This is a genomic window from Microbacterium sp. BH-3-3-3 (assembly GCF_007679045.1).
Classification (GTDB): Bacteria; Actinomycetota; Actinomycetes; order Actinomycetales; family Microbacteriaceae; genus Microbacterium; species Microbacterium algihabitans.
In genome coordinates, this window is the sequence record NZ_VEFS01000001.1 from 662,309 (window position 1) to 683,094 (window position 20,786).

At 68.8% G+C, this 20,786-nt stretch carries 20 protein-coding genes; 6 read left to right on the forward strand and 14 right to left on the reverse strand.

All coding sequences use genetic code 11. From position 1 onward, the window contains the following. Positions 1-140 precede the first annotated feature (140 nt). Positions 141-548: a RidA family protein gene (locus FS769_RS03060; protein WP_144829203.1), complete on the forward strand. Its 408-nt coding sequence runs from the start codon at positions 141-143 to the stop codon at positions 546-548. A 9-nt stretch (positions 549-557) separates the two neighbouring features. Here FS769_RS03060 and FS769_RS03065 read toward each other — a convergent pair whose 3' ends face one another. Genes FS769_RS03065 through FS769_RS03075 form a run of 3 tightly spaced genes read right to left on the reverse strand, consistent with a single transcriptional unit; the run spans position 558 to position 2,724 of the window. Beyond that, the gene (locus FS769_RS03065; protein WP_144829206.1) at positions 558-965 is read right to left on the reverse strand and encodes an ASCH domain-containing protein; all 408 of its coding nucleotides are present in this window, start codon (positions 963-965) and stop codon (positions 558-560) included. Beyond that, the gene (locus FS769_RS03070) at positions 965-1,567 is read right to left on the reverse strand and encodes a DNA-binding response regulator (RefSeq protein ID WP_144829208.1); all 603 of its coding nucleotides are present in this window, start codon (positions 1,565-1,567) and stop codon (positions 965-967) included. The genes FS769_RS03065 and FS769_RS03070 overlap by 1 nt, the downstream gene beginning before the upstream one ends. Next, positions 1,564-2,724 (reverse strand): sensor histidine kinase, encoded by a 1,161-nt coding sequence (locus tag FS769_RS03075; RefSeq protein WP_260979678.1) that lies wholly within the window; start codon positions 2,722-2,724, stop codon positions 1,564-1,566. The genes FS769_RS03070 and FS769_RS03075 overlap by 4 nt, the downstream gene beginning before the upstream one ends. Positions 2,725-2,876: 152 nt before the next feature. Here FS769_RS03075 and FS769_RS03080 point away from each other — a divergent pair, with 152 nt between their 5' ends. After that, positions 2,877-3,377 (forward strand): small multidrug efflux protein, encoded by a 501-nt coding sequence (locus tag FS769_RS03080; protein WP_144829214.1) that lies wholly within the window; start codon positions 2,877-2,879, stop codon positions 3,375-3,377. A 10-nt stretch (positions 3,378-3,387) separates the two neighbouring features. On the opposite strand, the gene FS769_RS03085 is transcribed toward FS769_RS03080, so the two are convergent. Beyond that, the gene (locus FS769_RS03085; RefSeq protein WP_222123889.1) at positions 3,388-3,942 is read right to left on the reverse strand and encodes an alpha/beta hydrolase; all 555 of its coding nucleotides are present in this window, start codon (positions 3,940-3,942) and stop codon (positions 3,388-3,390) included. 143 nt (positions 3,943-4,085) lie between these two features. Between FS769_RS03085 and FS769_RS03090 the strand changes: the two genes are divergently transcribed. Further along, positions 4,086-4,517 carry an Lrp/AsnC family transcriptional regulator gene (locus FS769_RS03090; protein WP_260979679.1) on the forward strand — a complete coding sequence of 144 codons (432 nt, stop codon included), beginning with the start codon at positions 4,086-4,088 and terminating at the stop codon, positions 4,515-4,517. Here FS769_RS03090 and FS769_RS03095 read toward each other — a convergent pair whose 3' ends face one another. After that, positions 4,518-5,228, reverse strand: coding sequence for a hypothetical protein (locus tag FS769_RS03095; RefSeq protein ID WP_144829220.1), 711 nt, complete (start codon positions 5,226-5,228; stop codon positions 4,518-4,520). Here FS769_RS03095 and FS769_RS03100 point away from each other — a divergent pair. Then, entirely contained in the window at positions 5,227-5,535 is a 309-nt protein-coding gene (locus FS769_RS03100; protein ID WP_144829223.1) for a hypothetical protein, read from the forward strand. The two genes, FS769_RS03095 and FS769_RS03100, sit on opposite strands and share 2 nt — an antisense overlap. Positions 5,536-5,648: 113 nt before the next feature. Continuing rightward, positions 5,649-6,230 carry a helix-turn-helix transcriptional regulator gene (locus FS769_RS03105; protein ID WP_144829226.1) on the forward strand — a complete coding sequence of 194 codons (582 nt, stop codon included), beginning with the start codon at positions 5,649-5,651 and terminating at the stop codon, positions 6,228-6,230. A gap of 23 nt (positions 6,231-6,253) precedes the next feature. On the opposite strand, the gene FS769_RS03110 is transcribed toward FS769_RS03105, so the two are convergent. After that, entirely contained in the window at positions 6,254-6,736 is a 483-nt protein-coding gene (locus FS769_RS03110; RefSeq protein ID WP_144829229.1) for a nucleoside deaminase, read from the reverse strand. A 91-nt stretch (positions 6,737-6,827) separates the two neighbouring features. Further along, positions 6,828-7,100: a hypothetical protein gene (locus FS769_RS03115; protein WP_144829231.1), complete on the reverse strand. Its 273-nt coding sequence runs from the start codon at positions 7,098-7,100 to the stop codon at positions 6,828-6,830. 206 nt (positions 7,101-7,306) lie between these two features. On the opposite strand from FS769_RS03115, the gene FS769_RS16945 reads away from it, so the two are divergent. Next, the gene (locus tag FS769_RS16945; RefSeq protein WP_222123890.1) at positions 7,307-10,390 is read left to right on the forward strand and encodes a chitobiase/beta-hexosaminidase C-terminal domain-containing protein; all 3,084 of its coding nucleotides are present in this window, start codon (positions 7,307-7,309) and stop codon (positions 10,388-10,390) included. A gap of 103 nt (positions 10,391-10,493) precedes the next feature. On the opposite strand, the gene FS769_RS03125 is transcribed toward FS769_RS16945, so the two are convergent. The 7 genes from FS769_RS03125 to FS769_RS03155 all read right to left on the reverse strand — a co-directional run bounded on the left by FS769_RS03125 (position 10,494) and on the right by FS769_RS03155 (position 20,613). Then, positions 10,494-11,195 carry a peptidase E gene (locus FS769_RS03125; protein WP_186325401.1) on the reverse strand — a complete coding sequence of 234 codons (702 nt, stop codon included), beginning with the start codon at positions 11,193-11,195 and terminating at the stop codon, positions 10,494-10,496. After that, positions 11,192-13,936, reverse strand: coding sequence for a glycosyl hydrolase 2 galactose-binding domain-containing protein (locus FS769_RS03130; protein ID WP_144829236.1), 2,745 nt, complete (start codon positions 13,934-13,936; stop codon positions 11,192-11,194). The genes FS769_RS03125 and FS769_RS03130 overlap by 4 nt, the downstream gene beginning before the upstream one ends. 4 nt (positions 13,937-13,940) lie before the next feature. Further along, complete coding sequence (locus FS769_RS03135; RefSeq protein ID WP_144829239.1) at positions 13,941-14,807, reverse strand: carbohydrate ABC transporter permease; 867 nt, start codon at positions 14,805-14,807, stop codon at positions 13,941-13,943. After that, positions 14,804-15,793, reverse strand: a complete 990-nt coding sequence (locus FS769_RS03140) for a carbohydrate ABC transporter permease (protein WP_144829242.1) — start codon at positions 15,791-15,793, stop codon at positions 14,804-14,806. Before FS769_RS03140 ends, FS769_RS03135 begins: the two co-directional genes overlap by 4 nt. After that, entirely contained in the window at positions 15,790-17,865 is a 2,076-nt protein-coding gene (locus FS769_RS03145) for a DUF6259 domain-containing protein (protein WP_144829245.1), read from the reverse strand. Before FS769_RS03145 ends, FS769_RS03140 begins: the two co-directional genes overlap by 4 nt. Before the next feature lie 150 nt (positions 17,866-18,015). Further along, on the reverse strand, positions 18,016-19,281 hold the full coding sequence (locus FS769_RS03150; protein ID WP_144829247.1) for an ABC transporter substrate-binding protein: 1,266 nt from the start codon (positions 19,279-19,281) through the stop codon (positions 18,016-18,018). Positions 19,282-19,350: 69 nt separating this feature from the next. After that, the gene (locus FS769_RS03155; RefSeq protein ID WP_144829250.1) at positions 19,351-20,613 is read right to left on the reverse strand and encodes an ABC transporter substrate-binding protein; all 1,263 of its coding nucleotides are present in this window, start codon (positions 20,611-20,613) and stop codon (positions 19,351-19,353) included. Positions 20,614-20,786: the final 173 nt, after the last annotated feature.

The window sequence follows — 20,786 nt, forward strand, 5'->3', positions numbered from 1 at the left end:
CCCGAGAGCGGTGAGGATCGGATCGAACTGCGCGATCGCGCGATCGACGTCGGAGACGCTGACACTCAGGTGATCGAAGAGGGGCATGCGCCTAGTCTGGCCAGGACCTCCGACATCGCCACCTCCGGGAGCCTCGAACCATGCCGTCCGTCGTGACCCTCATCCGTTCCGCGTCGCTGTCGGATGCCGCCGAGTACGCCTACGCCGCCACCGCTCCGGCGAACGCCCGCCTGATCTTCCTCGCAGGCTCCTGCCCGTTGAACGCCGACGGCTCGACCGCCGGCGTCGGCGACTACGCGGCGCAGGCCGCGAGCTGCATCGAGAACATGACGATCGCCCTGCGCGAAGCCGGGGCGACGATCACCGATGTGATCAGCACGCGCGTGCTCGTGGCATCCGCTCGACAGGCCGATCTCGTCGCGGCGTGGGAGGTCGTGCGCGACGCGTTCGGCGATCACGACGTGCCGAGCACGCTGATGGGCGTCACCGTCCTCGGCTACGACGACCAGCTGGTCGAGATCGAGGCGGTCGCCGCGGTCGTCGACTGATTGCGCGGGTCAGCCCGACACCGCGAACTGTTGCAGCACCACTCGGGTGTCGTCGTCGACGACGAAATCGTCGCCCAGCTCGTCCCGCATGGCATCCGATGTCCAGAACCGCACGTGGCCATCGCGCCACTGGGCGACCGACGCGTAACCCTCCCCCTCGGCGATCGCGTGGGCGAGGGGAACGTCCCGCAGGGCCACGACCTCGACCTCGGTCGTCTCGATGACGCAGACCGGCTCACCGAAAGAGTCGATCACCACGCCCCGCTCGCCGACGGCGGGGAGCGGGTCACCGGCGACGGCATACTCCTGCTCCAGCGAGCTCGTCGTCGTCTTCTCCCCCGCACGGATCGCCGCGACGATCCGGTCGCGACCGGGCCCGGGGAACATGAACTCGATCGGCGTCAGCTGCTCCGTCATCAGATCCACCCCCGCTCGCGCGCGTGGATCGTCGCCTGCTGGCGACTCGCGAGACCGAGCTTGCCGAGCACCGACGACACGTGGTTTCGCACCGTCCCCGCCGACAGGTGAAGGGATGCCGCGATCTCGGCGACCGTCTCCCCCCGGGCTCCCGCGCGCAGCACGTCGAGCTCGCGGTCGGTGAGGGGGCTGCGCTCGTCGCTCAGCGCGTCGGCGGCGATCTCGGGGTCGACGTAGCGCCGCCCGGCCGCGACCTCGCGGATCACCGCCGCCACGTCATCCGCGGGCCTCGATTTGGGCAGGAACCCGTCGACTCCCGCACCGAGCGCGCGCCGCAGCACTCCGGGTCGCGCGTGGCGCGTGACGATCACGCAGCGCGAGGCGACGCTGCGCAGGATCTTCGAGGCCGTGTCGACCCCGTCGAGTCCGGGCATCTCGAGATCGAGAAGGCACACGTCGGGTTTCAGCCGCTGCGCCTCGATCACGGCGCTCTCGCCGTCGCGGCATTCGGCCACGACCTCGAGATCGTCCTCCAGCCGCAGCAGTGCGGCGAGCGCGGTGCGGATCATGTCTTCGTCGTCGGCGATGAGCACGCGGATCACGCGGGAACCTCCTCGGGCACGCGGACGGTCACGCGGAAGCGGTCGCCGAGCCGAGTGGCATCCACCGTCCCTCCCACCGATCCCACGCGTTCGGCGATGCCCGACAGCCCCGCCCCATCGCCGACGGGTGAGGCGGCACCGCGCGAGTCGTTCTCGACGACCAGCACCCAGGCGCCCTCGTGTCGGGCGAGCGAGAGCGAAGCCGAGACCCCGCCGCCGTGCTTGAGCACATTCGTCGTGGACTCGCGGACGACCGGTCCGAGCACATCGGCCGGCGCCCGATCGGCCTCGGTGTCCACCAGCAGATCGACGGACAGACCCGCCGCACGCAGCAGGTCGGCGGCGTTGGCGAGTTCGTCGGGAAGGGGCACCCCGCGGAAGCGCGCGGCCAGATCGCGCGTGCCGCGACGGGCTTCGTCGACGCTCGCGCGAGCCGCGCGCACCTGTTCGACGGCGGCATCCGGATCCCTCCCCATCATCTTCTCGGCGAGCTCGAGCTGCAGCGCGATCACCTGCAGGTGGTGGCCCTGCAGGTCGTGCAGGTCGCCGGCGAGGCGCAGGCGCTCTTGCGCGGCGGCGAGACGCCCCTCGGCGCGCCGCGCGCGGTCGAGTTCGCGCACGATGTCCCACCACCACAGCGACGTCGCGGTCAGCGGCGCGAGCATCGCGACGAACAGCGGCAGGGCGAAGCCGCTGACCTCGTATCCCGCGGGGTGGATGCGCGTGGCATCCACGAACCAGGCCGCCGCGATCACGGCGAGCAGCAGCACGACCAGACGCAGCCGGATGCCGTGCCTCCAGCGCACGAGACACAACGCCTGCGCGGTGAAGCCGACGCCGAGCAGCAGCGACCCGGCGCTGATGCCCATGAGCACCGCCGAGACGACGCCGAGCGCGACGAGCGGCCACACGCGGCGGCGCGCGGAGTCGTCGTCCTCGAGGGGCTCCTGCCGGTAGCGGATGAGCAGCAGGACGGCGGACGCCACCGACCCGGCCACCCCGACGAGGTTCAGCACGAGGGCGGGCACGGTGCCGTCGACGAAGACCGACAGCGACCAGAACAGCGCCGCGAACAGATGGAGGAACAGGATCGACGACGCCGTGTACCACCACGTGACGCGCACGTCGCGGGCGTAGGTGGCGGTGGAGGTGCTCACCCCGGCCACTGTACGGCCGTGACATTCGTCACGGGTGGCCCGTCGCATCCTCCCGCGCAGTCATGACACCGCGACACTGCCGCAGAACGGCGCGGATCGATGGGATGGAATCACCGCGGAACACGCCGCGGACTCATCCCCCAGGAGAACTCATGTCGAACCCTGTCAGCGATCTCGTCCTCGGTTTCCAGGGCCTCGTCTCCGATGTGCCCGAGTTCGTCCAGCCGCTCATCGTCGCCCTGGCCGGCGCCGTGCCGTTCATCGAGGGCGAGGGCGCCGCCGCGATCGGGCTCATCGGCGGTATCCACCCCGTGGTCGCCGCGATCGCCGGTGCCGTGGGCAACCTCATCTGCGTGGCCATCGTCGTGCTGGCCACCTCACGCGTTCGCACCGCCGTCACCACCCGTCGCGGAGCCGCCGCGAAGCCCCCGACCGCGCGCCGCGAGAAGTTCGAGAAGGCCTACCACCGGTACGGAACCCCCGGTGTGAGCCTGCTCGGCCCCCTGCTCCTGCCGACGCAGTTCACCGCCGCCGCCCTCACCTCGACCGGTGTGCCCCCGCTGCGCGTGATCGCCTGGCAGGCCGCCGCGATCGTGCTGTGGACGACGGTGATCACCCTGCTCATCACGGGCGTCATCCGCGCGGTGGCGTAAGGGGCTGGGTTCAGTCGTCGGCGAACGCTCGGTGCAGCGCCTCTCGACCCTGGGGCCAGTCGCCGAGACCGCTGGCGGAGTTGAGATGGCCGAGGTCACCCACGACGACGAACTCACTACCCCACCCGCGCGCGAGACCCTCGGCCGTTCCGAGGTCGCAATACGGATCGTTCGTGCTGGCCACGACCACGCTGGGGCAAGGCAGCGAACGCACGTCGAGTCTCGTGAAGCTCGGGGCCTCTGCAGCCGGAAACGCGTCGCCCGTCGGGTCTGGCGGCGCCACCAGGAGCACCCCGCGCGGAGGGCGTCCGGCTGATGGCCGCAGCCACTCCGCCACCGCCCAGCATCCGAGGCTGTGGGCGATCAGAACGATGTCGTCTACCCGCGGTTCGAGGTCTGCCGCCGCCCGATCGATCGCTGCGACCCAGTCTCCGAGATCCGGCTGCGACCACGAGCTCGGCTCGACACACACGGCGATCTCGTCGCCCCACCGGCGCTCCCACCTCGTCTGCCAGTGCGCGTCGTCCGACCCGCCGATCCCGGGAACCATCACGTATCCGATCACAGTCTTCCTTCGGTTTTGCGCGCGCGAGGCGCCTCGGATGGGTGGCTGTACGGGTCGAGCATGATGGGATCATCATCGACACGCGAGCGCAGTGAGCGATCCCTAAGCAGTAGGACGGAAACGCGATGGAAGCATTGGATCGAGTGGACCGCCGAATCCTCGAGCTGCTTCAAGACGACGGACGTCTCACCGGCGCCGAGGTGGGCCGCAGGGTCGGTCTGTCGCAGCCGGCGGCCAGCGCCCGCATCGCGCGGCTCGAGAAAACGGGCGTCATCTCCGGGTATCACGCCGTCGTCGACGCAGCCGTCGTGGGCCTGAACATCCGCGCCGTCATCCGCCTGCGCACCACCCACGCGCAACTCGGCCCCGCATTGCAACTGGCGTCGCAGATGGAGGAGGTCACGTCGACTCTGCGAGTGACGGGTGAGGACTGTCTGATCTTCGACGTGCACTGCGTCGACGCAGCACGGTTGGAAAGGGTCGTCGATTCGCTCGCGCGTTTCGGCCCGGTCACTACCTCGCTGGTGCTGCGCGAGTATCCCGCGAAGCCCCTCGCGCCGGCGTCCGTCGGCTAGCTAGCCCGCGACCGGCGGTCCCGGCGAAGGGTCGGCGGCGGGTTGACCGTCTTGAGTCGCGTCGATCTCGCTCCGCCGTGCGAGCACCTCGCGGATGATCGCGTTCTTACGCAGACTGCGCGGGGTGGTGACGACGGAAACGACGAGCATCACGACGAAGAACGCCGCGGCCAGGCCCCAGTACGGGCTTCGCGTGATCGTGAGCGAGAGCGCGACAGGGGTCATCAACCCGAAGACGACCGGATTCAGCCAGAGGGCGCGCCGCAGTAGTTGATGCTGACGTTCGACGATGGTCGCCCACGCGACGACATCGATCTCGGCCGGCACCCGCCCCGTCTTGAGAGCGTGTCCGATGCGATCCAGTTCGAGGGCTCCGCCGGCGTCGCTTCGCTGCCGGACAACTATGACCGTGAAGACGACGGTCATCACGGTGGCGAAAATGGAGGTTCCGATCAGGCGGGCGGCGAGAGGGCCGTCCGGCAGGGCCAACTGCCCGCCCGCGAAATAGGCACCCGCGAAGAAGACGAAATAGACCGGGGCGAGAGCCCACAACGGCAACGTCCGGAATCTGCGCATCAGCGATGGTCTCAGCCCGGCGAGAAGTGAGGAGGGTGCCTGCTCTCCCTCCGCCGTAGGCGCTAGGTTGTCGCGGGTGGATGGAGTCCAGTGGGGTGCAGAAGGCGTATTCCTGCTGGTCTTCAGCTCGGTCATGGCTGTTGCATTCCCCATCGTGATGCGATTCAAGCTCGCCAGCCCCCAGCTCCTCCGCGAGCAGGTGATGTTATCGACAAGCCGTGGGGTCGTGATCTGGACGGTCCTCGTCACCCTGGGCGCGGGACTTTTCGGACTCACCTCCGTGTCCGTCGCCCTGGAATTTCCGGTTGGCTGGGGAATTGCCGCGATGGCAATCAGCGTGCTGGTCTGCACCCTCTGGTATGCGATCCTCTATCGCCGCACGATCCGCGAAATGGAGCGCGAGCGCATGTCTCGCGACGCGGCGCCTCCAGACCCCGACTGACGCCCCGCCCCTCAACCCGTTCGACAGCTCGTCACGATCAGCCCCCTGGTCCTGAATACGGCCGCGATCCCTCAAGCCCATCCTGTTATCGTTTAAGAGAACAGGAGGTCGGAATGGGCATCGTGAACACTCTTCGCAGGGCGCGCCGACGCTCCGGCGCAAGCCTTCGAAACGTGGCTTCGCAATCGGGGGTGGGGGCAGGCAATCTCAGTGCGATCGAGAACGGCCACCGCGAGCCGACCTCGTCCACGGTGGATCGGCTCGCCTCGACCATGGGAATCGAATGGGTGCCCTTTCACGCCGAAGGACGCACTCCCGCCGCGAGCGCCGCCGATGAGATCACCCGCGCCGAGAACGACGGCAGGCATGCGCAGGCCTATCGCCGCTTCCTTCAGTTGGCCGACGATCTCGCCTCCGCCGATCCGGTGACACGGGTGCTGCTCTCAGCGGAGCCGCCAGAAGACTCACCCTCTCGCTGGCTGGACGCGATCGCCGCTGTCGTGGAACTGCGTTTGCACGAGGTTCGCGCTCCGATCCCTTCATGGGTCACCGGCTACTCCGGTCAGCCGGATGCCGTGTGGGAGCCTCAGCGCGGTTCACGCGCTCTCCCGCTCAGCGCAGATCACGACAACGTCCCCGCTGAATTCCTCAAGCGAGGTGTCGCGATCGAGCAGGGTGAGTTGCTCACTGCGTAAGAACCGCCCGCACTAGAGCCCGCTCAGCCCCAGAACCCCCGGTGCGGCTCCGCCGCCTCGTCCTCGAGGTGCGGCCCCGACACCGCGATCGCCCGCCCGCCGTGCGCGAAGACCTCGCGCGAGGGCAGGTCGAGGGCGGCTCCATCGTCCTCTCCCCCGGCGATGTCGATGAGGCCGGTGCCCGAGAGGGCGTACACGACGCGGCCGATGCCCGCCCAGAAGATCGCCCCGCAGCACATGGCGCAGGGTTCGCACGACGTGAACAGAGTGGATGCCGGCAGCTCAGCGGCATCCACCTCCTTCCACACCCGCCGCACGAGGTTCGTCTCGGCGTGACCCGTCACGTCGCGGTCGGTGAGCACGGTGTTCTCGGCCTCGATCACGCGCCCGTCGCCCGTGACGAGCAGCGCGCCGAACGGATGGTTGCCGTGCTCGCGCGCCGCGATCGACAGGTCGATGGCACGGCGGAGGTGGGCGAGGTCGGTCGCGTCGAGAGAGTCGGTCATGCAGTCGATGATGGTGGATCAATGTTTTCGCGAAGAAGAGGGCGGATGCCGCGGCGTCGGTCAGCTCGTCAGGAGTCACCGCGGATTTTGGTTATGCCCGGCGATCCGGCAGGTCGCGCGGGCGGCCGTCGTCGCCCTCCCCCGTCTGCACGGATCCGTAGACGGCGGGGAGGTCCGTCGAGGCGGAGGGCGTCCATCCGTAGGCCTCCGACTGCACGGCTCCCGCGTCCATCACCGGACGCAGCGCAGAGCGCAAGGCGTCGCGCCCTCGCCGACGACGAACCAGCGCAATCGTGAGCCGCACGGCGATGCCCACCGCGATGGCACCCCAGAACAGGTACTCGATCCATCCGAATGCGCCCACGCGTGGCCTCCCTGTCGCCGCAGTGCGTGGGATGGGCGACGTTACCGGACGGCGATGACCGACGGAAGTCGATAACGCCCTGCGGGCGTAGCAAAACTACTAACGGATGCGCTCTTCGCGGCTGAAAGCGGCGGAATGCCATGTACTACCTCCCGTTTGTGTAGTACAACTACTCTCACTGCCCTTCAACGAAGACGGAGCCCCCGATGAGACCCTGCCGCCGAACGCGCAGATGGACCAGCCTGACGACCATCGGAGCGCTCCTCGCGACCGCCGTGGTCGCCGGATCGACCTCGGTCGCCAGCGCGGCCGACACCGCGACCGTGACGATCGACACGACCGACGTGGTGCAGGAGAACTTCCTCGGAGTCGGGGTGAACGTCATCCCCTCCGCCCTCATGGAACGCTCGCGCGGCTTCGGATACACGGATGCCGACTGGGCGGTCGACGCCGAACGCATCGCGAGCATCCGCCCCAAGGTGGCCCGCGTGTGGTTCCAGATCGACTGGATGGAGCCCGACAAGGGCGTCTACACCTGGGACAGCGACCGGATGAAGGCCTTCTACGCCTATTTGGACGCCTTCAAAGCCGCCGGCACCGACATCGAGCTCAACTTCGGGTGGAAGGTGGGATCGACCGTGCACGACTGGTTCCCCATCGCCGGCGTCGACCCGTGGACCAGCGCGCCCTCGGACACGGCCGCGTACGCGGCATCCGCCTCCGCCTTGATCGACCAGCTGAAGAACGTGCGCGGCTACGACAACGTCAAATACCTCACGTACTACAACGAGCCCAACGGAAGTTGGGACTTCGAAGCTCCGGGCGACCAGCAGGCGGCCTACGTGCAGATGGCGCAGGCCGTGCATCAGCGCCTGGTCGCTGACGGTCTGCGCGACGAGGTCGAGATCTGGGGGCCGGAGGAGACCAGCGCGCCCGCGTGGACGACGTACATGGCGCAGAACGGCGGCGACGCCTTCGACCAGTACAGCTTCCACACCTACGGCGACTCCTACGGATCGGTGCCTGCGAGCATCAACGCCCGCAAGAGCGTGGCCGGTGGCAAGCCGGTCAACATGTCGGAGTTCGGCTGGTCGGACGACAACGCGAGTGGGTGGAATTCCGGCTACGCCAACTACGTGATCGCGGGTGCCAACCTGGGCCTGCATTCGATGCTCGTGTGGCAGCTCAACGGCACCTGGACCGTCGACCCCGACGGTGACACCAACGGCACCTACAACATGTGGGACGCCCTGCCCCTCGGACTCGAGCCCCGCAAGACGTTCCTCTCCGCGGGCCTGTTGAACCGCTACATCCCGGCGCACAGCGACGTGCTGGCATCCACTTCCTCCTCGGGCGACGTGCGCTCTGCCGCGTTCCGCGACGCGGACGGCGAGTACACCGTGCTCGTGGAGTCGAAGGGCACGGCCCCGACCGACCTCACCGTCGACTTCGGCGGCACCGCGGTGAATGCCGATTTCCACCGGGTCGTCTACTCCGACGACCTCGCGCCCGACGAGAACGCGCTGCTGCCCGCCGTCTCGGCGACGCTGCCCGCCTCGACGGGCTTCAGCGACGAGCTCGCGCAGGGCTACTCCTTCGCGGTGTACACCACCGCCGATCCCGCTCTGCAGGTACGCATGGGCGATGTCGACCCGACGGTCGCCTCGGGCTCGACGCTGGCGCTGACCGCCGATGTCGTCGACGGCCCCGCCGGAGTGACCTGGTCGGTCGAGGGGACCGGCAACGGATCCGTGTCGACCACAGGTGTCTACACCCCGCCCACCGTCGACTCCGAACGCAAGATCGCCGTGCGCGCGACGAGCACCGCCGACCCCACGTCGTCGGGGATCTCCGTGGTCACCGTCACCCCGCAGCTCACCGCGGGTCGGGTCGACCCCGTGCAGTTCGACCTCGACAGCGGCGTGTACGCGGGTTCCGACGTGCTCACCCTCTCGACGGCGACCGCGGGAGCGCAGATCCGCTACACCACCGACGGCTCGGCTCCCACGGCGAGCTCGACGCTGTACGAGCGGCCGGTGATCCTCGCCGAGAGCTCCACGAAGCTCTACCGGGCCGCCGCCTTCGCCTCGGACAAGCAGCCCTCGGGCATCACCAGCCGTCTCTACAAGGTCGGCGGCGTCTCCGAAGGACCCGACGGTTACACCCTCTGCGCGAACGAGGGCGGAACGTGCTTCTTCTCCGGCCAGCAGAGCGTGGCGTTCGGCGGCGATGGACTGTTCACCTACCAGGCGAAGACCGGCCCGGTGGCGTGCGACACCGCCACCCTCGGCGACCCGAACCCCTCGGGCACTCAGCGCTGCTACGTCAGCCCCGAGCTGCCGTCGTCGTACCCGTTGGTCACCCTGAACAACGCGGGGTTCGAGAAGCCGGCCGGCACACGTTCGCGCACCGGACCCTTCACGAACGGCTGGACCTTCGACAGCCGCTCGGGCATCCAGAACGGACAGGGGCCCCTCGGACCGCCCACTCCGCCCGAGGGGCAGCAGGTCGCCTATCTGAAGACGGATGCCGGCGTGCAGGGCACCATCTCGCAAGAGGTGGCGTTCCCCGCCGGTGACTACCAAGTGGTGTTCGCCCTGTCGGGGCGCTCGGGCTACCCCGCCCAGAGTTTCGACGTGCTCTACGACGACACGGTCGTCGGCTCCTTCTCGGTGGGCTCGACGAGCACGTACACGACACAGCGGTCGAACGCCTTCACCTCCGATGGGGGGCGCCACACGATCACCTTCCGTGCCACCGCCCCGTCCGGGGACCGCACCGCCTTCCTCGACGCCGTCCGCATCGAGGCACCGGTGGCTCCCGAGCCCGCCCAGTTGGCGAACACCGGATTCGAAACCCCCGCGACGACCGGCGTGAAGTCGGCGCCGTTCACCGAGGGGTGGTCGTTCGTCGGACGTTCCGGCATCCAGCACAACGGGAGCGCATTCGGCGCTCCGACCGCGCCCGAGGGTACGCAGACGGCCTTGCTGCAGTCCCGCAACGGCGAGCACGGCTCGTTCGCCCAGACCCTCGACATGGAGGCCGGTGCGTACACGATCAGCTACCAGGCCTCGCGGCGACCGGGATACTCCACGGTGCAGACCATCCAGGTGCTGGTCGACGGGACGGTCGTGGACACCTTCGCCCCGCCGTCGAACGTCTTCACCGCGCATACCTCGGCGGCCTTCACGGTGGCCGCGGGAGACCGGCAGATCACGTTCCGAGGGTCGGCGGCGACGGGAGACGCGACGGCCTTCATCGACGCGGTGACACTGACACCCGCGCCCTGACGACGGACCGGCGAGCGGGCGGCGGCTTCGGCTGCCGCCCGCTTCGTCGCGTCGACGACGCGGTCGACGAACGACCGCCCGCCTGGCGGACGAACGCCGTTGCTCAGATCGAGCGCGTCGGCAGCGGTTGCTCGGGCACCCCGGCGTCGACCCGATGCACACGACCCCCGGGCCGTTCGGTGACGAAGTCGACCGCGCGGTCGCCTTCGTAGAGCACCGCTGTGCCCTCGTCGAGGCCGTACCCGCCGGGGAGGCGGCCCGCGTCGACGGCCCGCTGCAGGGCGGGACGCCGCTCGGGCTGGGAGTCGTAGTGCACGCCGAGCGACCCGGGGATGAACGACAGCCCATCCTCGATCGTGCGCACCTCGCCGAAGCCCGAGGTGGGTCCGCCTTCGTGCCAGCACAGGGCTCCCGCCGATGTGCCCGCGAGCAGCGTCCCCGCCCGCCAGGCCTGCCGCATGACCTCGTCGAGACCGTGCGTGCGCCAGACGGCGAGCAGGTTCACGACGCTCCCCCCGCCGGCCCACACCAGGTCGGCGGATGCGACGACCTCGGCCAGGTCGACCGCGGTTCGGCCGAAGAGGCGCAGATGCACGGCATCCACTCCCGCGGCCATCGCGGCGGCGAGCTCGCGTCCTTCGTCGGTGCGCTGATCGCCGCCGGCGGTGTCGACGAAGACGACGCGCGGGCGGCCCTGCACGCCGGTCAGGTCCAGAGCGAACCGCAACAGCGGCCCGAACTCCACATCGCCCCACGAGGAGTCAGCCCACCCGCCGCAGGTCGCCAGGATCCGCGGCGCGCTCACGCCCGGACCTCCACGGCGTCGGCGTTCCATGCGCGCACGCGCGGGTCGGCCCAGGTCGCACCGGCGAGCGCGAACGCGATCTCGCGCTCTTCACCGGGCTCGAGCCCGAACGCGTTGTCGTCGAGCCAGGCGCCGGCCGCGGTGGGGAACCCGTCGATGATGACGAGGGGCGCGGGCACCTCGCCGCTGTTGCGGACGCGGAGCGTTCCCTCACCCCATCGGGCCTCCAGCCGGGTGCGGGGCTGTTCCTGGAGCGGCGCGGGGCCGATCGCGTACGGCGCGAGCAGCTCGGGAATCGGGCGATCGGTCAGGTCGTCGAGCGGTTGCGCTTCGAGGGCGGCCACGGCGGCGCTCTTCGGCTGGGCGTTCAGGGCGTACCAGGCGGAGGACACGTGGGCACCCGCGGCATCCGTCATCCGTACCGAGAGCACGAGAGGCTGCGCGTGGATCTCGGGCACGACGGCGTCGAGATCGAAGACGTGCACCGGCAGGTCGGGCGGAAGGTCGACGGATGCCGCCTGCTCGGCCAGGAGCCCGAAGCGGGCGTCGTACAGGCGGGCGGTCACCACCGCGCCCGTCAGTGCTGCGGGGGTGTCGTTGACCGCGTGAACCGAAGCGGAGAAGGACTCGCCCGCAGCCAGGACGGTCCGGTCGTAGACGGCAAAGGCCGTGCGGGCGGCACCGAACTGGCGCGCGCGGTACCACGACAGCTTGGCCCGCCCGTAGTAGTCGACGATCGCCCAGGAGGCGCCGGGGAACACCTCGCCCACTTTGTAGAACCAGTAGGCCGCGGTACGCGTGCCCGCGTGGGCGCGCAGGCGCTCCGACGCGAAGCGCAGGGCGTCACCCTGGGCGAGTTGCGAGTACTCGATGAAGGTCGCCCAGTCGGTGAGGGGACCGTAGTGGGCGTAGCGGGCCTGCTTGAAGAGATCGAACAGCGCGAACTGCGCCTGGTGCTGCACGATCGCGCCGTGCGCCGGAGGCGGCCATTCGTCGAGCAGGGCCGGATCGAGGAAGCGGTGCATGCTGTCGAGGTCGCATTGGCTCGACAGTCCGTACTCGCCGAACACGGCGGGCACGTGGTCGGCGTACGACTCGATGGGCTGACCCTCGTGGTAGACGCCGTAGAAGTGCTCGCTCCCACCCCACGGGTCGGTCCGGTGGAACGGGCGGGTCGGGTCGAGCTGCGCCACCCGGGTGCCGATGACGGTGAGCAGGTCGTCGCCCGTGAGGGTGTCGGGGTTCTCGTTGCCCCCGCCCCACATGATCAGCGACGGGTGGTTGCGCAGCCGTCGCACGATGCGGGAGGCCTGCTCGTCCACGGTCGCGAGAGTCTGCCCGGTGGCATCCAGCCCGAACGACAGCGGGAACTCCTGCAGGACGACGATGCCGCGGCGGTCGCACTCGTCGTAGAAGTCGTCGCTCTCGACGGTGCCCCCGCCCCACGCACGGAGCATCTGCAGGTTCGCCCGCACGCACAGATCGAGGATGTGGCGGTCGATCTCGAAGCCTCGACGGGCCATCGGATCGGTGAAGCACCAGTTGGCGCCCTTGAGGAAGAGCGGTCGCCCGTTGACCACGACCTGCCAGTCGTAGACGTCGTCACCCGAGACCCCCGGCAGAGGGGCCATCTCGAGCGTGCGGATGCCGACCAGGGTTTCGCGACCGGAGCCCTCGACCCACGCCTCGACGCGGTGGAGCGGCTGGTCGCCGTAGCCGAAGGGCCACCACAGCTGCGCCTGAGGAACGTCGACCTCGAGAGACTGCCGGGTGGTCGCCTCACCTGTGTGCGGCTCCGTGCACACGTCGACGACGACGGTGCCCTCGGGATCGGTGATGCGTACGCGCGTCGCCGTGGATCCGGGGCCCACGTGCGAGACGACGTCCCACTGCACGCGCAGGCGCGCGGTGGTGCCCTCGAGAGCGATCGTCGAGACGAAGAGGTCGACGAGCTCGCGGTCGGGGACGAGCTCGAGGCTCACCCCCCGCCAGATACCCATCGAGATGAGGTGACCGTAGTGCCACCCCCACCCCGGCGACGGCTTCAGCGTGCCGTGCCAGTCGCGCGGGGGTGCGTCGATGCGCACGACGATCTCGTCGGTGCCGTCACCGCGCAGCAGTCCCGTCACGTCGATGTCGGGGCCGCCGTACATGCCGGCGTGGCGCGAGACCGGTGCGCCGTTGAGCCAGAACGACGCCGTGTCGTCGACGCCGTCGAACGAGAGGCGGACGCGCCGCCCGAGCCACGACGCAGGTACGTCGAAGCGGCGGGCGTACCACCACTGCTGTTCCTCGACCCGCGTGCGGCGGAAGTTCCACGGCCACTCGCGGGGCACGCCGTGCTCGGTGAGCTCGACGTACGTGTGATCGTGCAGGAGCGGGTCGGGGATCTCCCCCGCCTCGGTGAGCGCCGCCTGCACCGTGCCCGGGACCCGGGCGCGGATCCATTCGGAGCGGTCCGTGTCGGGGCGATGCCAGCCCACGGGAGTCGCTCCGCTGCGGTCCCCGAACCATCGCTCGATCGCGAACTCCCGGCCGGCGGCGGCACCTGCGAGCAGCCACTCCCCGTCGAGCGAGACCACCTCGCGCGGCGGTCGAGCCCCGCGCGGCGTCGGGGAGTCGGCATCCGGACGCATCACCGCCGGATGCACGGGCAGCGACGCGTGCTCGTGCACCCACCGGTCGCCGTACAGCGGCGAGGCGAGCGCTCGCCCGCGCTCGCGCTCGTCGAGCGAACTCATGCGGTCACTTCACCGCCCCGGCATACAGGCCGCTGACGAAGAAGCGCTGCGCGAAGACGAACAGCAGCAGGATCGGCAGGCTCATGATGAGCACGGCCGCCATGATGTTGCCCCAATCGGCGAGGTACTGGGCCTTGAAGTACAGCACGCCGGTGGTCAGCGTCCGCTTCGACGGGTCGGTGAGCAGCAGCTGCGGCACGAGGTAGTCGTTCCAGATGCCCACCCCCTGCAGCACCCAGAACGTCGCGATCGCGGGGCGCGCGAGCGGCAAAAAGATGCGGCGGAACAGGGTGAAGTAGCCCGCGCCGTCGATGACGGCGGCTTCGACGATCTCCTTGGGAACCTGGCGCATGAACGCCGCCATGAGGAACACCCCGAACGGGAGGGCTCCCGCGATGTAGATGAGGATGACGCCCGCGTAGTTGTTGATGAGACCGAGGTCGCGCACGACCCGGAACTGCGGCACCAGCGCGAGCTGCATCGGCAGGAAGATGCCGGCGGCCAGCAGCAGGTAGACGCCGGAGCCGATGCGTGTGGCCTGCCGCACGATCGCGTACGACGCCAGGGCGGCGACGAAGGTCGCGACGGTCATGCTGACCACCGTCAGCAGCACCGAGTTGAAGAACAGGTTCGCGAAGCCTGCGTCCTGCCACGAGGTGACGAAGTTGTCGAAGGTGGGCGCCTGCGGCAGCCCGGTCGGGTTGGTCAGCACCTCGAGGTTCGGCTTGAACGCAGTGATGACGATGATGACGATCGGATAGATCATCGCGATGCTGAGCACGATCAGCAGCAGGTTGATCGGCAGGCGACGGGCCAGGCGCATCGCGGAACGCGTCGTGATGCGCGGGCTGGCGCTGGTGCTGGTGGTCATCGGTTTCCCTCCTCGGCGGCGACGCGGTTGTTCAGCTTGTTCTGCACGGCCGCGATCGCGATGAGCACGATCAGCACGAGCACGGCCATCGCCGAGGCGTAACCGAAGTTGTTGTTGACCAAGCCCTCTTGGAACACCTGCGTCATGAAGAGCTGGGTCGAATTGCCCGGTCCCCCTCGAGTCATCAGATAGACGGTGTCGAAGGCCCTCAGCGCGCCGTTGATCGACAGCACCAGCACCAGGCCGATCGAAGGGATCATCAGCGGGATCGTGATGAAGCGCATCGCCTTCCAGCCGCGAGCTCCGTCGACCTTGGCCGCCTCGAGGATCTCGCCGGGGATCGTGGAGAGCCCCGCGAGGAAGATCACGACGTTGAACCCGAGGCCGCTCCACAGGTCGACGAGGATGACGCTGTACAGGGCCAGGTCGTAGTTGCCGAGCCAGTCCTGAGCGAGACCGCCGAGCCCGACGCTGCGCAGCAGCGTGTTGAACGTGCCCGAGGTCGGGTCGTACATGAAGCTCCACGTGAACACGATCGCGACGGGCGAAATGACCATCGGAGCGAAGAAGATCGCGCGGTAGATGTTGCCGAGCCGCAGCTGGCGATGAAGCAGCACGGCGATGAGGAACGCCAGGATGGTCTGCACGACGATCTTGAAGAAGCCGTAGATCGCGGTGTTGCCGATCGCCTCCATCAGCACCGGGTCGCCCGAGAAGATGCGCACGAAGTTCGCGACTCCCACGAAATCCCACGCGCGGTTGAAGCCGCGCGCATCGGTGAAGCTCGCGACGATCACCTGGCCCATCGGGTAGACGGTGAAGACGACGTAGAGCACGAGGGCGGGTGCGACGGCGATCCAGAATTTGCCCGCCGAACTGCGGCCCGTCCATAGCCGCGACTTCAGCGAGCGCGTGGTCACCGCCTGTGTGGCGGTGGGGTCGTCCAGGGCGAGGACCCGCGGGTCCTCGACGCGTGTGCTGCTCATGGCGTTCCAATCGAGTCGGAGAGGGGGATGACGACCACGGCGCTGCGCGCGGGCACCTCGACGCGACCGCCGGAGAGGCGGGCGGTGCGTCCGTCGATGTCGTCGGTGTCGGCGTCGCCGATCCCGCGCAGGTGCAGGGTCAGAGGGGCGTCGTCGTAGCTGGCCACGACGACGAGGCGACGCCCGTCGGGCCCCTCCCATACGGACAGCAGGTCGTGCTCTCCGCCGTCGTCGCGTGTGGCGCGGATGTCGTGATCCGTGACGAACCGGCCGTTCCAGAGCTCGTCGCGATGACGATCGCGCAGGTGCTCCGCTCGGCGGGCCAGGTCGACCGTCGCGGGCATGTCGCCCGGGCGGCCCTTGAAGTTGAACGGCTCGAGGCTGATCGCGTAGCCGTAGAGAAGGCATTGGGCGATCATCGAGCGATCGTCGAAGCCGGTGAGGGCGGTGACGATGCGCGCATCCGGGCGCAGCATGCGTCCGAGCGGACGGTGCGTCGGCGAGGCGCTACGGAAGTACGACACGTCGTAGTGCGCGAACTGATCGTCGTAGGCGCCTTCGGCGGCGATCACGAAGGTGCGCCCGCGCTCGCCCAGCGCCTCCCGGATGTCCTCGACGAAGGCGTCGTCCCACGTGAAGGCGCTGGCACCCACCTCGTGCCCGTGGCCGTCGGCGAAGCACAGCAGCGCACGCCCGTGGTACAGGGATTCGTCCGCCAGGATGCCGTCGGCTCCCCATTCCGCCATCTGCACGACCTCATCGGCGAAGCGTCGACGCAGCGCCTCGACGCCGAAGCACAGGGGCACGTACCAGGGGGTCGCGATGCCGTACCTCTTGCGCGAGGAGTGATAGACCGGCCCGGGCTGGGCGTAGGGCTGACCGTTGACGTCACGCGAGACGAAGGGCTCGAGCTCGTCCCACAGCGGACCGGGCTTCTCGACCCACACGTACTTCACGTAGAGCACGGTGGCGACGTCGAGCTCGCGGGCTCGGGCCAGAGCGCGCCGCAGGCCGGCCTCTCCGCCGAGCTTCTCGGCCGGCCGGTGCTGCGGCACGAGACCGTCCTGACCGCCCTCGTTCCACCCGACGATCTGGATGGCGCCGATGCCGTCTCGCGCGCACTCCTCGATGACGTCGATGAGCGCGTCGAAGTCGTAGCGCGGCTCGCCCTCGGTCGACATGAGCTGCACCTGCAGCCAGGCTCGCGGCTCCGACAGCCACGCCGCTTCGGAATGCCGGGTGGGCTTCTGCGTCGGTAGGTAGGCGTCGAGCCCGCGCTGCCACTCGCCGGAAAAAGGGACGACGGCCATCTCGGGAAGACTGCCCGAGAGTCCCTGCCCCGCGGGGAAGTGGATCGCGTCGAGCGTGACGGCCGCGTCGTCGCCCGCCGTGCGGCGCAGACTGTCGTCGAAACCGGGCACGAGACTCGCCCGCCACCCGATGAACTCCGAGGTGCGCGCGGCGGGCTGCACGGTGAGTCCGCCCGATGCCCCCGCGAGGACGACGAAAGGAGAGGTGGGCGTGCCCACCAGCTCGGGGCGCAGGTTGCCGCTGGCGTAGTCCGGGTACAGGGTGCCCCAGTACGGGGCGTTCGAGTCGAACACGGGCAGCAATGAGACCCGCGTGCCCGTCGAGTAGTCGACACCGCGCAGTTCCAGTGCTCCGTCGAGCGACCGGATGCCGCTGAGCGAGGGGAACCGCACGGCCTCGACGTTCGCCTCGTCGAAGCGGAACGTGAGCGACAAGCGCAACGCGCCGTCGCGGACGCGCGCGTCGATGGCGATCTCGCCGGCGAGATGCTCGCCCGTGGAGGCGATCGGGTTGCGCCACGTCAGGCGCAGGTCGCCGGTACCAGGTTGCTCGACGGGGGTCAGCACTTGGGCGGACGCGTCCACGACCACGGTGCGATCGCCGCCGCGCGGTACCTCCAACACGAACAGCGACGCGCGGGAATCACCTCCGCGCAGCAGCGCGGCGTCGGCATCCGCGCCTTCGAGAGCCACCAGGGCACCCGTGGCGGGGTCGAACATCGCGGTGGTGCGATCATCGCTGATCGTCAGCAGGGAGGTCACAAGCACATCCTCGTTCTCGTTGTGTAGCCATACTACATCTCTGAGGGCAAACTGCACCCGTGCGATGCCCGATCCGGCGTCCATCGCCACGATCGCGTAGCCGAGCTACCGATCGGCGGATGCCGCGGCTCGAGACCGCGGCATCCGGGGTCATTCCGCGTTCGCGCGGACCTCGACCAGCGACGCGTCGAGCTCCCCGATCACGGCGTCGACATCGGTCCGGCCGGCGATGAGGTTCTGCATGCCGACCAGCAGGGTCTCCTGCAGCTGCGGGTGCGCGGGGATCACGATCGGGCGGAAGGTCTTGCCTTCCCAGGCGGCCACCATGTCGGGGAAGAGCGGGTCGTTGGCGGTCACGTCGACCCCCGAGGTGGTGGGGAACGCCTTCACCGCCGTGAGGAACTCGGTGTAGGTCGCGTTCTGGAAGAAGAAGTCGATGAACTTCTCGGCCGCGCCGACCTTGCCGTTGCCGGGGTTCACGCCCCACTGCACCAGGTAGCTGCCCCACATGTCGGCGACGTCGCCGTCGACGGTCGGGAAGTTCATGTAGCCGGGCTCGACCCCCGCCGCGCGGGCGTCGGCCAGGATCCAGGTCGCCGGGAACATGGCAGCCTGACCGCTGAGGAACGCCGACTTCGCCGCCGACTGGTTCGTGCCGAGCGGATCGGGCATGTAGTAGGGCACGAGGTCCTTGACGACCTCGAGCGCCTGGGCGTAACCGGGGATGTCGGCGAAGGTGCGCTCGCCGTCGAGCAGCTCGTCGATCGCGTCGGCGTCGTCGGGGAAGACGTGCTGCGCCATCGCGTAGTACGCGATGAACTGCGGCCACCAGCTGTCTTGCGCGCTCATCGCGAACGGGGTGATCCCCGCCGCCGACAGCTTCTCTGCCGTCGCCTTGAGCTCGTCGTAGGTCTGCGGCACCGCGGTGATCCCCGCCTGCGCGAAGAGTTCGGTGTTGTAGATGATGCCGTTGCCCGACTGCGAGATCGGCACGGCGTACGCGGCGTCTCCGTCGGACCCGCGCCGAGCCTCCTGCTGCGCAGCGTCATCGAGGCCGGAGAAGAACGAGGCTCCGGAGAGGTCGGCGGCGAAGCCGTCGCGCACGAAGTCGGTGATGTTCTTCGGGTCGAAGCCGTAGACGTCGGGACCCGCACCGCCGGCGAGACGGGTCTTGAGGACGTTGTCATAGTCGTTCGTGTTGACGAATTCGGCGTTGACGGTCACGCCGGGGTTCTCGGCTTCGAACGCGTCGATGACCTTCTCATAGGCCTTCTGAGTGTCTCCCCCGTCACCCCACATCAGGAAGCTCAAGCTGTTCCGGTCGGAGGCGGACCCCGCGGAGCAGCCGGTGAGGGTGGCTGCTGCGAGCACTGACAGTGCGGCGGCGGAGACGGCGGTGGTGGCGAGACGGTTCATGGGCGGTGTGCCTTTCGACGAAAGCGCCCCGCTCCGCGCGAACGCGGAGCGGGGCGTCGTGGGGAGGTGTCAGCTGTTGTTGGCGCGGTACTGCTCGAGCGCGAGGTCGAGGTCGGACAGGACCTGTTCCGTGCTCTTCTGTCCGGCGATGAGGTTCTGCAGTCCGACCAGGAGCGCGTCCTGGATGCTCGGGTCGGTCGGCGAGAAGGCCGCGACGAAGGTCTTGCCCTCCCACGCCGCCTGCATGTCGGGGAACAGCGGATCGACGTCGGCGCCGATCTCGACACCGGTGGTGGTGGGGAACAGCTTCACCTTCGACAGGAACTCGCTGTAGGTGTCATCCTGGAGGAAGAAGTCGAGGAACCTCTGCGACGCCGCGAGCTTCGCGTCGCCGTTGTTCGGGTTCACGCCGAAACGCACCTGGTAGGTACCCCACAGGTCGTCGGTCGGCTGTTCGACTGTCGGGAAGTTCATGTAACCGAGGTCGAGGCCGGCCTCACGGGCGTCGGAGAGGATCCAGGTCGCCGGGAACATCGCCGCCTCACCCCCGAGGAACGCCGACTGCGCGGCGGTCTGGCTCGTGCCGACCGGGTTGGGCATGTAGTAGGGCGTGAGATCGCGCACGACGTCGAGCGCTTCCACCCACGGCTTGCTGTCGGAGAACGTGGCTTCGCCTGCCGCCATCTTCTCGCCGAGTTCCTCGTTGGCGCCGTGCTCGGCGAGGGCGTAGTACACGATGAACTGCGGCCACCAGTTGTCCTGCGCGCTCATCGCGAAGGGGATGACGCCGGCATCCGACAGCTTCTTGGAGTCGGCGAGCAGGTCGGTGTAGGTGGTGGGCGGCTCGGCGATGCCCGCCTTCTCGAACAGCGCCTTGTTGTAGATGATGCCGTTGCCCGAGAGCGAGATCGGCAGGTTGTAGGTGCCGCCCTCTCGCTGGCTGTCCTTCGCCGCCTCGGGGGTGAGCTTGGAGAGGTAGCTCTCGCCGCCGTCGGAGAGGTCGGCGGCGAAGCCGTCGTCGACGAACGTCTTGATGTTGCCGAGGTCGAAGCCGTAGACGTCGGGACCGGCACCGCCCGACAGGCGCGTCTTGAGGATGTTGTCGTAGTCGTTGGTGTTGAAGAACTCGGCGTTGATCGTGATGTCGGGGTTGGCGTCCTCGAACTTCGCGATCACGTCTTCGTAAGCGGTTTGAGTGTCACCCCCGTCGCCCCACATCATGAAGCTGAGCTCGGTCGAACCGCCGCCCGTGCTTCCGGAGCACGCGCTGAGCGTGCCGACCGCGGTCAGTGCGACGGCTGCGATCGCCGTCTGCTTCAGCCACTTGGCCATGGCTCGTCCCCTATCTCCATCGATCACCGGTCACCACGCTGCGCCGGAGTACGTTGGTAGCGATACTACACAAAATCTCCGCAATCGCTACCGCGGACCGAAATTCGCTCACGCTCGACGGTAATTTTGCTAGCGAGACTACGCACGGGCTTCTCTCCCCGATTAGTGTGTCG

Coding starts and splice junctions, on each gene's coding strand:
- FS769_RS03065 (WP_144829206.1), bottom strand. CDS start 965: ATGACGGAGCAGCTGACGCCGATCGAGTTCATGTTCCCCGGGCCCGGT.
- FS769_RS03105 (WP_144829226.1), top strand. CDS start 5,649: ATGGGCATCGTGAACACTCTTCGCAGGGCGCGCCGACGCTCCGGCGCA.
- FS769_RS03060 (WP_144829203.1), top strand. CDS start 141: ATGCCGTCCGTCGTGACCCTCATCCGTTCCGCGTCGCTGTCGGATGCC.
- FS769_RS03110 (WP_144829229.1), bottom strand. CDS start 6,736: ATGACCGACTCTCTCGACGCGACCGACCTCGCCCACCTCCGCCGTGCC.
- FS769_RS16945 (WP_222123890.1), top strand. CDS start 7,307: ATGAGACCCTGCCGCCGAACGCGCAGATGGACCAGCCTGACGACCATC.
- FS769_RS03095 (WP_144829220.1), bottom strand. CDS start 5,228: ATGACCGAGCTGAAGACCAGCAGGAATACGCCTTCTGCACCCCACTGG.
- FS769_RS03155 (WP_144829250.1), bottom strand. CDS start 20,613: ATGGCCAAGTGGCTGAAGCAGACGGCGATCGCAGCCGTCGCACTGACC.
- FS769_RS03100 (WP_144829223.1), top strand. CDS start 5,227: ATGGCTGTTGCATTCCCCATCGTGATGCGATTCAAGCTCGCCAGCCCC.
- FS769_RS03130 (WP_144829236.1), bottom strand. CDS start 13,936: ATGAGTTCGCTCGACGAGCGCGAGCGCGGGCGAGCGCTCGCCTCGCCG.
- FS769_RS03080 (WP_144829214.1), top strand. CDS start 2,877: ATGTCGAACCCTGTCAGCGATCTCGTCCTCGGTTTCCAGGGCCTCGTC.
- FS769_RS03135 (WP_144829239.1), bottom strand. CDS start 14,807: ATGACCACCAGCACCAGCGCCAGCCCGCGCATCACGACGCGTTCCGCG.
- FS769_RS03150 (WP_144829247.1), bottom strand. CDS start 19,281: ATGAACCGTCTCGCCACCACCGCCGTCTCCGCCGCCGCACTGTCAGTG.
- FS769_RS03140 (WP_144829242.1), bottom strand. CDS start 15,793: ATGAGCAGCACACGCGTCGAGGACCCGCGGGTCCTCGCCCTGGACGAC.